Below are 15,465 nucleotides of genomic sequence, written 5' to 3'. Positions count from 1 at the left end.
AATTTCTAAAGCACTTTTTATTTTGTAAATTAAAAACAAAAAAATCGAATATCATTATACTCTCTGACTTATTTTATCAAAAATTTTTAGTGTCAATATGAAGAAGAAAACCTCTTTTACAAAACAAAATTTGTTTCTGCTTTTCTCTATTTCTATTGGATTATGCTTGGGTTTTCTTGATTTTCCATGGATAAATCAAGGTGCGGTCTTAATCTCAGAAGTTTTTTTAAAACTTCTTCGTTTAATCAGTTTGCCTTTGGTTTTTTGCGCTGTAGGATCTACTATAACCCTTATAGAAAACGTACAAACTATATTTTCTCTTGGAAAACATGTGGTTTTCTATACACTTTTAACCACCATAATAGCGGCCTTTACAGGATTATTCTTATTTGTATGCATCCACCCTACTGTTTCTCCTCCAGTAATAGTGGATTCCATCTCAACAGAACCTACTGGATATTTAACGGTTCTCTCTAACCTTATCCCAGAAAATATTTTCAAGCCATTTCTTGAAGGAAATGTAATCGCAGCAGTACTTATTGCCGCTATGTTTAGTTTCTCTACGCTTTTTTTAAAAGAGCAAGACAAAACCATTATTAAAAATTTATTTAATGCAGCATTTTCTATGTTTTTAAACCTTGCCAAAGGTTTTTTAAAGCTTCTTCCTATTGCCGCTATGGCTTTCTCTACTCTTATTTATAGAGATATAACTAGTTGCAGTAATTTAACAAGCTTTAGTAAGTATCTTATTTGCATAGTTTGTGCTAATCTATTCCAAGCATTAGTAGTTCTTCCTTTGTTATTAAAAATTCATCGTCTTTCCCCCATCAAGATAGCACGAGCTATGTCTCCAGCTTTAGTTACAGCTTTTTTTTCTAAATCTTCAGCAACAACATTGCCGTTAACCATGGAACTCGCTGAAGATTCCCTAAAAATCCATCCTAGACTTGCAAGGTTTAGTTTTCCCCTATGCTCTGTTATTAATATGAATGGCTGTGCAGCTTTTATCCTGATAACGATATTATTTGTTGGGACATCCAATGGAATATTCTTTTCTCCTCTTTCTATGCTAGCCTTGGTTTTCATAGCGACTCTAGCCGCCATAGGAAATGCTGGAGTTCCTATGGGATGTTATTTTCTAACATTATCTCTTTTGGTATCTATGAAAGTTCCTCTTGCAATTCTAGGACTTATCCTACCTTTCTATACTATTCTAGATATGATTGAGACATCTCTAAACGTTTGGTCCGATTGCTGTGTAGTAAGCTTATCCAACAAACAATTTCAAAAAACACTTTAATAAGACAGAAAATAGATGACTCAAAAACATGTTCATTTTTCTTCCAGACTAGGTTTCATTCTTTCTATGATGGGCATTGCAGTTGGAGCAGGAAATATCTGGCGTTTCCCACGAATCGTTGCACAAAACGGTTGTGGAGCTTTTATTCTTTTATGGCTAGGATTTTTATTTTTATGGTCTATTCCTCTAATAATTATTGAATTGTCCTTAGGAAAACTTACGAAAAAAGCTCCAATAGGTGCTCTTATAAAGACTGCAGGGAAAAAATATGCTTGGGCAGGAGGGTTTATCACTCTAGTAACAACCTGCATTCTAGCCTATTACTCTGTAATAGTCGGTTGGGGATTAAGTTATTTCTATTATTCTGTAATCGGAAAGATTCAGCCTGGGAAGGATTTCTCTTTACTATGGGAAATGTATCACCAAGGAAGCACGCCCCTATGGTCTCATTTTATTTCTATAGGGTTAGCCTATCTTATTATTCGTAAGGGTATAGTTCAAGGCATAGAAAAGTGTAATAAAATTTTAATCCCTGCTTTTTTCTTTTGTGTATTATGTCTACTTCTACGTTCAATTACTCTACCAGGTGCTTTATGTGGAATTAAGCAATTATTTTCATTTAGTAAGATATCTCTTACCAATCATAAAGTGTGGATAGAAGCTCTTACACAAAATGCGTGGGATACAGGAGCTGGTTGGGGCTTACTTTTAGTTTATGCCGGATTTGCGACAAAAAAAACTGGAATCGTTACAAATGGAGCTCTCACAGCAATATGTAACAATTTAGTTTCTCTTGTCATGGGAATCATAGTTTTTGCTACATGTGCATCCCTAGACGTTTTAGGAGCTACACAATTAAAAGATGGCTTAGGATCTTCCAGTATAGGTATTGCTTTTGTCTATCTTCCAGAACTCTTTACACGTTTTCCAGGAAGCTCACACCTTACGACCTTATTTAGTTCGATTTTCTTTTTAGCATTCAGTATGGCGGCTCTTTCCTCTATGATTTCTATGCTCTTTCTCTTATCTCAAACTTTGTCTGAGCTAGGAATGAAAAAATACCTAGCAGAAATCTCAGCAACATTTATAGCTTTTATTTTAGGAATTCCTTCTGCTTTGAGTTTAGCATTCTTTACTAACCAAGATACTGTTTGGGGAATAGGCCTTATTGTTAACGGTCTTATTTTTATTTATGCAGCCCTTGTTTATGGTCTCCGTATTCTGAAAGAAAAAACTATTTTCTCACTTCCTAACGATATTCATTTAAATAACTATTTCGATAGTATAGTAAAATATTTACTTCCTATTGAAGGATTGATGCTTTTAGGATGGTATTTTTATGAAGGAATCTTTCCTACTGATGGCAAATGGTGGAATCCAATTTCAACCTATAGTCTTTCTAGTTTATTACTACAATGGCTTGCAGGTTTTGCGATTCTTTGGACTCTAAATCAAAAAATCTATCTTAAATTTATTCGAAATAATTAGATGTAAATTAAAGAGCGCCAATTTGATATAATATTGAGAATTTTTTATTGTTGATATAAAATTATTCTTGTTTTATCCTGTTTTCATTAAAAACAAAAAACTATGAGAAAACTGTGGAACCATCCTCAAAAATACCTACTATTCAAAGAAATTTGGACAACTTGCAATCCGATGTTAACCTTATTTTAAATAAACAGTCACTGTTAGAAGAAGTTGTAACGGGTATGATAGTTACACGCGCAGGCGAACCTGGTAGAGTCTCTATTGAAAAGAAAAAACTAAGCGTATGTGAGAAAACTACTATAGCATCTCTATGTTTAGTAGCTCTGGCTGCAATTGCCCTACTTGTTGCTTGTGTTGTTGCTGCATTCGGTTATTTCCCTATTTTTGTTTCTGCTCTTAACATGGTGACTCTAGGAGCATGTCTTTCTCTTCCTATTATTGGTTGCGTTTCTATTGCTCTAATGATTCTTGCAATGTTTGCTTTAAATACTCTTCTTAATAGTAGAAATAATCCAATGTTTGTTATTCAAGAGCAACAATCAACAAGCTAAAGCTCCCCAGTATTTAGAGTATAAATAAACATAATCAGAAAAAAGAAAGTTTGCTTAGTGAGTACAAGTCGCCCCATATCTGCTTTGTCTGGAGAAGGTGTTTTTCTCGGTCAAGAAGAAAGTAATGCCCAATCTAGCGGAGGAGGGATTCAAGAGACTTCTTTAAGAGACATTTCGTTAAAGCTGAATGCTTTGCAGTCAGCTTTAGTGGGTTTTTTCCCACAACAACCTCATCAACAACCACTACCATACTTTTATCCATCTCCACCCGTAGCACATGCATTTTCACATGACGAGCTACTATCTTCTCCTGTGATAAAATCTCAAACTCATCAGATAAGCCAAATACAACTAAACTTGGCAGCATTAAAAACTGAAGTAGCAGCATTAAAAACTACAGTATCACATGCAGGAACCCCATCAGGAGTATGTTCTGGAGCTATGGCTTTAACAGCACTTCTACTTGCAATCTCTTTTGTCGCTATCATTATAATTATTCTTGCTGCTTTAGGTTTAGCTGGTATTCTCCCTCAATTCGCTCTTTTACTCGAAAATCACTCCAATCTTATTTGGGCTATGGTTAGTGCTTCCATTGTTACAGTTATTTGCTTGATTAGCGTTTTATGCGTAACATTAATCCGACATAAACCTACACCGACTCTTCTTACTTAAATAGAATTTAGTGGGTTAAGCAACATAAATAAACCTTTCAACCTTCTTGAAAATAAATACTTCACCCTTTAAACTTTTTCTTTTGCTTGATGGAGTATAAGTCATGCAAAAAGCTTTGCGCCTGCTATTTAATCTGCGCTGTGGAGAAGAGAGGCGTGCTCTTCTTTTTCTTGCTTTAGGACTAATTTGGGGTGTAGGTTGTTATGGCACGCTTGCTCTCGCAGAAGGGTTATTCATCGAAACTCTAGGTTCTTCTGAACTTCCCAAAATTTACCTCGGTTCCTCTTTAATTCTTTGTCTTTTTTCTTCTTTCATCCTTTATAATTTATTTAAAAAACGCGTCTCTCCAACAATCCTTTTTCTTGTTCCTGTTGCAAGCACTCTAATTTGTAATCTATATCTGCTATTCTGTACCCTTGCAACTCCAAGTCTTCCAAAAATTCCATTATCATTTTATCGAATTCTTATTTGGAGTTTGACGATTCTTTCGTATACAAATTTCTGGGGGTTTGTAGATCAATTTTTTAATTTACAAGATGGTAAAAGACATTTCTGTATTTTTAATGCAATAGTCTTTCTCGGCGACGCTATTGGCTCTGGTGTCGTAGCATTTTTTATTCATGAAATAGGAATTCGTGGGATCCTCCTTTTATTTAATGCAGCTCTCATAGTGACTTTCCCAATCGTTTTTTATATATCCAAAACTTTGAAATCACTTTCTGATGATCACGAACTGTTTATTGATACAGGACATCCACCGCCAGCATCACAAGCTTTAAAATTATGCTTTAAAGATAAATATACTTTCTATCTTCTCTGTTTCTATTTTCTAATGCAACTTCTTGCTATTGCGACAGAACTTAATTACTTGAAAATCTTAGATATACGATTTGCAGGCAAAGAAGAGTTTCAACTGATATCTTATATTGGAACATGTTCTCTTTGGATTTCTCTTGGAAACATGTGCTTTGCTTTATTCGCTTATAGTAGGATTACTAAAAAACTAGGAGTCAATAATATCATTTTATTTGCTCCTCTATGTTTCTTGAATCTATTTTTCTATTGGACATTCAAAAATCCTCTAGGAATTGTCATAATTGCAATGATTGTTAGAGAAGGAGTTACCTATGCTCTAGACGATAATAATCTTCAGCTTTTAATTTATGGCGTCCCCAACAAAATTCGTAACCAAATTCGTATTGTTATTGAATCCTTTATAGAACCTGTTGGGATGCTTTTTTGGGCTATTGTATGCTTTCTAACAACAAAACAACATATACTTTGTCTTAGTCTTTCTCTTTTAGCCACTATTCTCGTCTATTTAGTTCGTTCTTATTATGCAAAAGGAATTCTTAAGAATCTTTCTACTCAAGCTCTTCAATTCAATAGATCTATGAAAGATTGGATCAAAACTATGTCCACAAAGCAAAAGCGCCAGGTAGAGCTTTTGCTTCTAACACATTTAAAATATCCTAATGAACATCATCAAAGATTTGCTTTTCAACATTTATTAGACTTAGGAAGTCGTAGCACTTTACCTAATCTTTTGGCACATATGAGCAAACTCAGCCTTCCTAATAAACTTAAAGCTATAGATATGTTGAAAAACAGCCTTTGGGCTAAGGATTTTTTAACTTTAGAGCTTCTAAAACGATGGACAACTAAACTACCCCATCCACTTATTTCTTCAGCCATTCACTTATACCTTGCTGAACACGATCTTCTTCACATTACAAATATAGCGGACGACCTTTATGACTCTTCAGGAGATCGCTTATTAGTCGCAATTCTTGTTGTACGACGCCAGAAAATCAGCGGTCCCTACAGAGATCTAGCAGATTCTCGTCTCAAAGAGTTACTAAATTCTAATAATATTCAAGGAGTATCCCAGGCACTAACTATTCTAACTTTAGAAAAAAATGAGGAAAACTTTCCAATTCTGTTAGATTTTCTCGATACTTCAGATCAAAAGATTCTGATACAAGCATGCAAAGCTTTAAACACTTCTGTAAGAGCTGTACATAAACCCTATTGTCGCAAACTTATTGCTGCCCTCAAACAAGTTTCCCATAATGACGAAGCTTGCCAATATCTTTTAAAAACTATTAACACAGCCTTAGATCCAACTCTTATTAAAGAATTTTTGATCACTATATCCTCTCTTAAAAGTTCATCTAGAAAATATGCAGAAGTTATTATTGGTGATCTCTCAAAAGATTTTGTTCCAGCACTTCTACAGGTTTTTTCTGATGAAAGTTTACATAATCGTTGTCGTATTTTAGCAGCCAAAGCTCTTTGCAAAATTAATAATTGGTTACTCAAAAAATACGCATACAAAATTATCAAAATCAAAGCTAGTAAGGCTCTTTTTTATTCTTATCATAAATTCTTTATTCAAAAGAAGAATCCTTCGTATAATCTTAGTTTATTAGTCGATACTTTAAATTTTAATTATCATGCTGAAGTTAATTTTATGCTCACATTGCTTGGAATTTTAGGTTCTGTAGAACATTCTGATATTCTTATTCGAGCACTCATTGGGAAAAATCAAAAAGTAAAGGCTCAAGCTCTAGAATCTCTAGAGAAAAACTGTGACAGCTATTTATTCTCCCTATTCGAACCTTTTGTAAACCAGTCCATAGTATCTCATAACGAAAAATATTACTTCAAATGTGGTGTCGTTCCTTTAACATTAAAGGAACTACTAAACATGATGGAAAATTCACCTTCTCACTTAAGTAAACTAACAGCTCGGCAACTAAAACAAGAACTTATGCACTGTGACTCAGATTTTCGTTCTCAACGGATTACCGAAATTCTAGAAGAAGAGCAAGAAGGGTTAATAAAAGATGATACGTTAATCCCTTTTTTTACTAGTTAATCTCAAGACAAGGAATTCATGAATCTAATTGATAGAGCATTTTTGCTGAAAAAAACCCAATTTTTCCACTCCTTAGATATGGATTTACTCCTTGCTATTTCAGATAAAACTGAAATTATGATTTTCAAGCCAGGAACAACTATATTTTCTTTAGGACAGCAAGGACATAGCCTCTATGTAATTAAAGAAGGATTTGTGACAATAACGCACAATATGACTAAAGAAGTAGTAAATCTAAAACCTAAAGATTGCTTCGGAGAGGAAAGCTTGTTTAGCAATAAATCCAGAGAATATAATGCTTTTGCAACAACACAAGTCCGCACTTTAGTTCTTAGCAAAGGACAACTCTTCAATATTATTGAGGAATGTCCTTCTGTTGCTTTATCTTTACTAGAACTTTATAGCAGACAAGTAAGCTTTAGACTTCCATCACATGAAAACTCTAGCAAGAATTATTAAAAATAAAACTTAATTTAAGAGCTGAGACAATTGCCGCAGCTCTTTTGCAAAGAAAAAGATATACCTAATTAAAAAGTACTTCTTATTGTTGATTTTGTCGAGATTGAATATAAGTTAAGACATCTCCAACTGTGCGAAGTTTTTCTGCATCTTCTTCTGAGATCTCGAAATCGAATTTTTCTTCTAAAGTCATGATTAATTCTGTCAAATCTAAACTATCAGCGTTAAGATCCTCGATAAATGAAGAACTCTCGGTAACTTCGCTTGGATCAACACCAAGTTGTTCTACAATAATTGCTTTTACATCGTCTTCTAAACTCATTGCTATGTCCTTTACAATTTTTCTAATACAGAATTTTTATTATTTTTGAACAAAAGGAGAAAACTAGTATTGCAAAAAATCTCTTTTTCCAGCCACCTATTGTTCTATGTATATTTCTAATATGTAGCTCCGCCATCAACAGCGAATACTTGAGCAGTTATATATTTAGACAAAGGAGAGGCTAAAAATAACGCTACTCCTGCAATATCTTCTGGGGTACCAGCTTTTCCCATAGGAACAGACTTTAACCACTCAGCTTTCAAAGTATCACTTAAAACATTTGTCATATCAGTTTCGATAAAACCTGGTGCTATACAATTGACACGAATATTTCTTCCTGCAACTTCTTTTGCTAAAGATTGTGAAAAGGCAATCATACCAGCTTTTGCCGCTGAATAATTAGCCTGACCAGGATTTCCCGTTTTTGCCACAATAGAAGATATATTAATAATAGACCCAGAACGAGCTTTAATCATAGATCTGATAACAGACGAACATGTATAATAAAGAGAATCTAAATTTGTTCGAATTACTGAATGCCAATCATCTTCCGACATTCGCATTAGTAAATTATCTCTGGTAATTCCTGCATTATTTATTAATACATCTATTTTTTGATGTTTCTTTAAAAAGTTTTGTATTGCAATCTTTACTGCTTCGAAGTTTCCAATATCAACACAAGTAAAGGAAGCAGAGCCTAAACCCTTATTAAGAGATTCCGCCGCTGAATTTCCTCGTTCTTCATTTACTCCCCAAATCTCTACATCAGCTCCTTCTTCAACAAAAAGCTTGGCTATTCCTAAACCAATACCTCGAGAACCTCCGGTGACTATAACTTTTTTTCCAGTAATCATCATGTCCATAAATCATAACTCCGCGAAAAAATTCTCTAAACTCTCTACAGAACCAAGACTATGTGTTGGCTTAGTTATTCCCATAGAACGATTTAAACCTGCTAAAACTCTTCCTGGACCAACTTCTAAAAATTGATCTGCTTCTTTTTCTAATTGCAAACAACTTTGGAACCAAAGAGTTGGAGAAGCTGTTTGACGAGATAGAGTTTCCCTGATTGCTTCTGAGTCAATTAGAAACTCCGCATCTACATGAGACATTAAAGGAATCAAAGAATCCTTTATCTCTAAGTTATATATATATGGTGCTAGCCCATCTTGAGCTGATTGCATTAAGGGAGTGTGAAAAGCTCCTTGAACTTTGAGCTTAACAGCTTTTCTGGCTCCTAATACTTGAAATACACTAACAACCTCTTCAATTTTTTCAGAAGCTCCTGCAACAACTATTTGTTTTGGGGCATTATAATTCGCAATATAAACATTTTCTCCCAAACTTTTGATGCCTTCTTCTACAGCCTCGACAGAAAGACCTAGTAGAGCTACCATGGCTCCTGAAGATTGTTTGCAAGCCTCATTCATAAGTTCTCCTCGCTTTTTCACAAGATTCAACCCATCTTTTAAAGAAATCCTATTAGAAGCAGCCAATGCTGTATACTCCCCAAGACTAAGTCCCGAAACTATTGTTGGGAAAATAGATGATCGCAAAGCAAGAATTTTTACAATAGCTAAACTGTGTAAATATATTGACAACTGACTATGCACAGTTTCCATCAAAATCTCTTCAGGACCTTCGAACATTATAGAAGATAAAGAAAATCCTAAAATTTGATCTGCAGTAGAAAAGAGATCTGAGATTTCGGGATAATGTTCTACTAAATCCTTCCCCATGCCTACATACTGACTTCCTTGGCCAGGAAATAAAAAAACATACCGAGTCATTGCTTTATTCCTAAACTTGTTCCAGAACTACAGCACCCCAAGAGAGTCCACCACCAAAAGCAGTCAAAAGCAAATGCTCATGAGAAAGAATTGTTTCAGTATGAAGTAGTTCATCAAGAGCTATCCCCAAGGACGAAGCAGCTGTGTTCCCGTATTTATGTAAACTTTTAAAAACTTTATTTTCATTTATATTAAAACGTTTAGCAATAGCATCAATAATGCGTTCGTTAGCTTGATGAGGGACCAACCAATCGACTTGTTCCTCATCAATACCTGCAACTGCTATAGAATTTTTAGACGCAGCTTCCATCTTTCTAACAGCATGTTTAAAAACTTCTTTCCCTTCCATAGCTATGTAATGTTGCCCTTCTTTTAATGTTTTTTCAGTTGCAGGATTACGACTTCCTCCTGCGGGCAGGCTTAACAACTCAGCTAAGTTTCCATTAGCACCAAGGCAAACTTTGTTTATCTCTAAAGCTCCTGGACGACTCAAACCAACCACACAAGCGGCTCCACCGTCTCCAAAAAGCACGCAAGTGTTTCGATCTGTATAATCAACAAAAGAAGAGAGCTTATCTGCAGCTATAAGTAGTACGTTATTATAAATCCCAGACTCTACATAAGCTTTTGCTATCGATAGCCCATATAAATACCCTGTACAAGCAGCTAAACAATCAAAAGCTGGGATTTCTTTAATCCCTAATAAAGCTTGAGCTAAGGCTCCGCTAGAAGGAAAGATGTAATCAGGAGCTGAAGTAGCAAAAATGATGCAATCTATTTGATCTTTACTAAGTCCTGATGCTTTTATAGCTTCTTCCGCAGCCTTAGCACCCATATCTGAAGTAAACTCGTTGTCGGCGGCTATACGACGCTCTTTAATTCCTGTTCTGGTAATTATCCATTCATCAGACGTGTCTACTATTTTTTCTAAATCAGCATTAGAAAGAATTTTTTTAGGAAGATATGAACCAGTCGCTAGAATCGCAGCTTTTTTTATTTTATCCACAAACAACCGAAGTAAAGAAAAAGTCTAGTATACTATTCAAAGAGTTTATACCCTAATTTTAAATTAGATTCACCAACTGCCTTAAAAAATACGACAACAGATAAAATAACATGGTCAAATATCCTCATTATCTTTCTAAATTAATTTCTTTTTTAAGAAAACTCCCTGGAATAGGTTTTAAAACAGCAGAGAAGCTTGCTTTTGAACTTCTCTCCTGGGATGACGAAAAACTTAAAGCTTTGGGAAACGTTTTTCATGAAACACAAACAACACGAAGTCATTGTTCTCAATGTTTTTGTCTCAAGGAATCATCTCTAACAGATTGTGACTTTTGTTCTCAAGAACGTGATGCATCGATTCTCTGTGTAGTGGCAGCGCAAAAAGACGTTTTCTTTCTAGAGCGATCCCATATTTTCAAGGGGCATTATCACGTTCTTGGATCTCTTTTTTCTCCAATTACAGGAAAACATGTGGACATTCAAAGAATTTCTATTCTAAAACAACGTATAGAAATTCTTTCTCCAAAAGAAATTATTCTTGCTCTTGACGCAACCCTTGAAGGAGATGCTACAGCTCTTTTTTTAAAACAAGAACTAGAAGCTTTATCCTTTAAAGGTACAATTTCTCGTCTAGCTTTAGGTCTTCCTGTTGGTTTATCTTTTGATTACATTGACACAGGAACCTTAGCAAGAGCTTTCTCGGGGAGAAGTCTATATTAATAATTGAAATAAAAGGTTTTTTTTTCTTAAGATTTCTTCAGCCAGTAAGATGGCCTAGGAGTCTCTAAACACGCCACATTCCAAATAGTAAGGCCTTGTTAAAAAACACTTCAGCCCTTATTTTGTGCTTACTTCATAAACAAGCCTTCCAAATTTAGGAAGATTCTCTGGAATAATCATGCGAAATAAAATCGTTCTACTGTTTTCTATTTTAGCTTTAACCTCTCTAACTTTGTTGGGTAATGAAGTTGTTAAAGAAGGATGTATTATTGTAGATTCTGTTGTCATTACAGTAGAGAGAGAGGACACTTCAAATCAATCCCCTCCCCCTCAAACTAAACTTAAGACCAAAAGCGGATCTCTTTTTTCTCAAATAGATTTTGATGAAGATCTTCGTGCCTTATCTAAAGAGTATGATAGCGTTGAACCAAAAGTAAGCTTTTCTCAGGGAAAAGCTTTTATTTCATTACACTTAATACCAAAACCCTTCGTCCGTAAAATTCTGGTTATTGGCAACCAAGCTGTCCCTGAACATAAAATTTTTAAAACATTACAAGTATATACAAATGATTCTTTTGAAAGAGAAAAATTTCTTAAAGGATTCGATAGCTTAAAAACGTATTATCTTAAGAGAGGATATTTTGAATCTAATTTGAGTTATGAGTTAGATCATAATCAGCAACAAGGCCATATTGATATTACTATTCGAATTAAAGAGGGTCCTTGTGGAAAAATTAAACAACTTAAAATAGAAGGTCTTTCTCGATCTGAAAAGACTGATATCCAAGAGCTTATTCAAACTAAACAATACTCCACTACAACTAGCTGGTTCACTGGTGCAGGATTATATCACCCGGGCATTGTAGAGCAAGATACTTTAGCTATTACTAATTATTTACAAAACTTAGGTTATGCTGATGCTATTGTCACACCAAGATACTCTTTAGACTCTAGTGATAATATTCTTTTAACTATAAACGTTGAAAAAGGTCCTCGCTACTCTTTAGGCCATGTTCACATTGAAGGATTAGACGTCTTACCTAAGCGTTTAATAGAAAAACAAATGTGTGTAGGCCCAAATGATCTTTATTGTCTGGAAAGAATTTGGGATGGAGCTCAAAAAGTTAAACAAGCATATGCAAAATACGGTTATATTAATACAAATGTTGATGTGATCTTTTCACCACATTCAGATAAACCTGTTTATGATATCACTTATCTAATAAGTGAGGGTTCCCCTTACAAAGTTGGTTTAATTAAAATCACAGGAAATACTCACACAAAACCTAATATAATTTTACATGAAACCAGTTTATTTCCTGGAGATACATTTAATCGGCTTAAACTAGAAGAGACAGAGCAACGCTTACGTAATACAGGATATTTCCAAAGTGTTAGCGTTTATACTGTTCGCTCTCAGCTTGACCCAATGAATAGCTCTGAGCAATATCGAGATGTATTTGTTGAAGTAAAAGAAACTACAACAGGAAATTTAGGTTTATTTTTAGGCTTTAGTTCCTTAGATAATCTTTTTGGTGGCATTGAATTATCAGAAAGCAATTTCGATCTTTTTGGGATTCGTCATATATTTTCTAAAGGATTTCGCTGTTTAAGAGGGGGAGGAGAATACTTATTTTTAAAAGCAAATTTTGGAGATAAAGTCACAGATTATACACTCAAATGGACTCGTCCACATTTTCTAAACACTCCATGGATTTTAGGCATAGAATTAGATAAGTCTATTAATAGAGCTCTTTCTAAAGATTATGCAGTTCAGACATATGGAGGAAATATCAGCACAACATATATTTTGAATAATAATTTAAAATATGGTCTGTACTACCGAGGTAGTCAAACTAGCCTTCATGAAAAACGTAAGTTTTTATTAGGACCGAATATAGACAACAATAAGGGGTTTGTTTCTGCTATAGGCTTGAATTTAAACTACGATTCTGTTGACAATCCTCGCAATCCTACAACAGGTATCCGAGGAGGAACTAACTTCGAAGTCTCAGGCTTAGGAGGAAAATATCACTTTACGAAACTTACAATTAATAGTTCTATATACAGAAAACTCACAAGAAAAGGTATTTTGAAAATTAAAGGTGAAGCTCAATTTATAAAACCTTTTGGAGATACAAAAACAGAAGGTATTCCTGTTAGTGAACGTTTCTTCTTAGGAGGAGAAACATCTGTACGAGGATATAAATCTTTTATCCTTGGTCCCAAGTATTCCCCTACAGAACCTCAAGGTGGTCTAACTTCTCTTCTCCTTTCAGAAGAATTCCAATATCCCCTTGTTCATCAACCTAACGTTGGCGCATTCATCTTTTTAGATTCAGGATTTGTCGGTCTAAAAGAATATTCTATCCGCTTAAAAGACCTTTGTGGAAGTGCAGGATTTGGTTTACGATTTGATGTTATGAATAATGTTCCGGTCATGATAGGGTTTGGATGGCCATTTCGACCAACAGAAATCTTTAATGGAGAGAAAATTGATGTCTCTCAAAGATTTTTCTTTGCTTTGGGAGGAATGTTCTAAATAAAGAAGACATTTTAAAAGTTTTCTTGAGGATGCTTTATAGCTTCCTCTTTTGTTGATCTTTAGATACAAGAAGGTTTTTATGAAAAAATTACTTAGTGTTGCTGCACTTGTTTTATTAACTCAAACAATTCCGGTAGATGCAAAAATTGGAGTTGTAAGTTTGAAACGATGTTTAGAAGAGTCAGAATTAGGGAAAAAAGAGTCAGAAGAACTCGACACAATGAAGCGCGGTTTTATGCAAAATGCGGGAAAAATGGAAGAAGAACTTACATCTCTCTATAACAAGTTACAAGATGAGGATTACGTTGAAAGCCTCTCTAAAGAAGCTTGTGAAGAATTAAAAAAGAAATTTGACGATCTATCAGCAGAATATAACGCTTATCAATCTCAATGTTACCAAGCCGTTAATCAAAGTAATGTAAAAAGAATTCAAAAGCTCATTGAAGCTGTAAGAAAAGCTTCGGAAGAAGTTAGGACTCAAGAAAAACTAGAAGCTATTCTTAATGAAGAAGCTGTTTTAGCAATTACTCCAGGATCAGACAGAACTGATGCCATTATCAAAGCTCTCGATATATCCTTCAAACAAAATAATTAATTCTATGATTTAAGAGGTTTTCTATGTTAAAGGAGTCAAGCTATACCCTTGGACAATTAGCAAAGATACTACAAGTTGAAGCTCAAGGAGATTTAGAAACCCTTATTTCCGGAGTAGAAGAAATTGGTGAGGCTAAGGCTAATCATGTTACTTTTTTAGATAATGAAAAATACGTAAGTTTAATGAAAAGAACAGAAGCTGGAGCTATTGTAATATCAAAACTTCAAGCAGCCAAGCATTCTCATCTCAATAAAAATTTTCTAATTTCTTCTGATTCCCCCTCTTTAGTTTTTCAAAAATGTATAGAACTTTTCATCGAGCCAGCAGAATCAGGGTTTAACAACATACATCCAACTGCCGTAATTCATCCAACTGCATGTATAGAAAAAGATGTCCATATAGAGCCCTATGTTGTTATTTGCCAAAATGTTCATATAAAATCAGGGACAAGAGTAGGAGCAGGAAGCGTGATTGGAGCTCACAGTTCTATAGAAGAAAATTGTTTAATTTATCCAAAGGTTGTTATTCGAGAACGCATTTCTATTGGGAAGCGTGTCATTATTCAATCCGGAGCTGTCGTTGGCTCTTGTGGATTTGGATACATAACAAATGCTTTTGGTCATCATAAGCATCTAAAACATCTTGGTCAAGTAATCATCGAAGATGACGTAGAAATCGGAGCAAATACAACTATTGATCGTGGTCGTTTCAAAAAAACCCTCATCAAAGAAGGAAGCAAAATCGATAATCAAGTACAAATTGCTCATCAAGTAGAAATTGGTAAACATAGCGTTGTTGTTGCGCAAGCAGGAATTGCTGGTTCTACAAAAATAGGAAATCATGTGATTATTGGAGGTCAATCGGGAATTACCGGCCATATCTCTATAACAGATCACGTTATTATGATGGCTCAAACTGGAGTGACAAAATCTATTTCCTCTCCAGGAGTTTATGGAGGAGCCCCTGCTCGCCCATATCAAGAAATACATCGTCTAATAGCAAAAATTCGAAATCTCCCTAGAACTGAGGACAGACTTTCAAAACTAGAGCTTCAAGTTAAAGACTTGCTTAAAGAAAAACCAGAAAATACAAAGCCAATAACACATATAGTTTAATTGTATAATTCTTTAATCC

At 34.7% G+C, this 15,465-nt stretch carries 14 protein-coding genes; 10 read left to right on the top strand and 4 right to left on the bottom strand.

The features are described from left to right. Positions 1-97 precede the first annotated feature (97 nt). From JMS40_RS03475 to JMS40_RS03450, 6 genes are all read left to right on the top strand, one after another. A complete protein-coding gene (locus JMS40_RS03475) occupies positions 98-1,300 on the top strand; it encodes a dicarboxylate/amino acid:cation symporter (protein ID WP_201456894.1) in 1,203 nt (400 codons plus the stop codon). Positions 1,301-1,315: 15 nt separating this feature from the next. Beyond that, the gene (locus tag JMS40_RS03470) at positions 1,316-2,788 is read left to right on the top strand and encodes a sodium-dependent transporter (RefSeq protein ID WP_201456893.1); all 1,473 of its coding nucleotides are present in this window, start codon (positions 1,316-1,318) and stop codon (positions 2,786-2,788) included. Between the two features lie 113 nt (positions 2,789-2,901). Beyond that, entirely contained in the window at positions 2,902-3,342 is a 441-nt protein-coding gene (gene incB / locus JMS40_RS03465) for an inclusion membrane protein IncB (RefSeq protein WP_201456892.1), read from the top strand. Positions 3,343-3,399: 57 nt separating this feature from the next. Then, a complete protein-coding gene (locus JMS40_RS03460) occupies positions 3,400-4,014 on the top strand; it encodes a hypothetical protein (RefSeq protein ID WP_201456891.1) in 615 nt (204 codons plus the stop codon). 103 nt (positions 4,015-4,117) lie between these two features. Further along, positions 4,118-6,895 (top strand): hypothetical protein, encoded by a 2,778-nt coding sequence (locus JMS40_RS03455; protein WP_201456890.1) that lies wholly within the window; start codon positions 4,118-4,120, stop codon positions 6,893-6,895. 18 nt (positions 6,896-6,913) lie between these two features. After that, positions 6,914-7,354: a cyclic nucleotide-binding domain-containing protein gene (locus JMS40_RS03450; RefSeq protein ID WP_201456889.1), complete on the top strand. Its 441-nt coding sequence runs from the start codon at positions 6,914-6,916 to the stop codon at positions 7,352-7,354. 82 nt (positions 7,355-7,436) lie between these two features. On the opposite strand, the gene acpP is transcribed toward JMS40_RS03450, so the two are convergent. The 4 genes from acpP to fabH form a co-directional block, all read right to left on the bottom strand. Further along, positions 7,437-7,676 carry an acyl carrier protein gene (acpP, locus tag JMS40_RS03445; protein WP_201456888.1) on the bottom strand — a complete coding sequence of 80 codons (240 nt, stop codon included), beginning with the start codon at positions 7,674-7,676 and terminating at the stop codon, positions 7,437-7,439. A gap of 116 nt (positions 7,677-7,792) precedes the next feature. Then, positions 7,793-8,539 (bottom strand): 3-oxoacyl-ACP reductase FabG, encoded by a 747-nt coding sequence (gene fabG, locus JMS40_RS03440; RefSeq protein ID WP_201456887.1) that lies wholly within the window; start codon positions 8,537-8,539, stop codon positions 7,793-7,795. 3 nt (positions 8,540-8,542) lie between these two features. Then, positions 8,543-9,466, bottom strand: coding sequence for an ACP S-malonyltransferase (gene fabD, locus JMS40_RS03435; RefSeq protein WP_201456886.1), 924 nt, complete (start codon positions 9,464-9,466; stop codon positions 8,543-8,545). 10 nt (positions 9,467-9,476) lie between these two features. Beyond that, complete coding sequence (gene fabH, locus JMS40_RS03430; RefSeq protein WP_201456885.1) at positions 9,477-10,472, bottom strand: beta-ketoacyl-ACP synthase III; 996 nt, start codon at positions 10,470-10,472, stop codon at positions 9,477-9,479. A 110-nt stretch (positions 10,473-10,582) separates the two neighbouring features. On the opposite strand from fabH, the gene recR reads away from it, so the two are divergent. The 4 genes from recR to lpxD all read left to right on the top strand — a co-directional run bounded on the left by recR (position 10,583) and on the right by lpxD (position 15,446). Beyond that, entirely contained in the window at positions 10,583-11,191 is a 609-nt protein-coding gene (recR, locus tag JMS40_RS03425) for a recombination mediator RecR (protein ID WP_201456884.1), read from the top strand. Between the two features lie 178 nt (positions 11,192-11,369). Then, positions 11,370-13,733 (top strand): outer membrane protein assembly factor BamA, encoded by a 2,364-nt coding sequence (gene bamA, locus JMS40_RS03420; RefSeq protein ID WP_201456883.1) that lies wholly within the window; start codon positions 11,370-11,372, stop codon positions 13,731-13,733. An 82-nt stretch (positions 13,734-13,815) separates the two neighbouring features. After that, entirely contained in the window at positions 13,816-14,331 is a 516-nt protein-coding gene (locus JMS40_RS03415) for an OmpH family outer membrane protein (RefSeq protein ID WP_201456882.1), read from the top strand. Positions 14,332-14,354: 23 nt separating this feature from the next. Beyond that, the gene (lpxD, locus tag JMS40_RS03410) at positions 14,355-15,446 is read left to right on the top strand and encodes a UDP-3-O-(3-hydroxymyristoyl)glucosamine N-acyltransferase (protein ID WP_201456881.1); all 1,092 of its coding nucleotides are present in this window, start codon (positions 14,355-14,357) and stop codon (positions 15,444-15,446) included. The last annotated feature ends 19 nt before the right edge of the window (positions 15,447-15,465 follow it).

Source organism: Chlamydia sp. 17-3921 (assembly GCF_902705545.1).
In the GTDB taxonomy this organism is placed as follows: Bacteria; Chlamydiota; Chlamydiia; order Chlamydiales; family Chlamydiaceae; genus Chlamydia.
The sequence above is the reverse complement of the archived record's forward strand: the minus strand, read 5'-3'. Positions and strand labels throughout refer to the sequence as shown.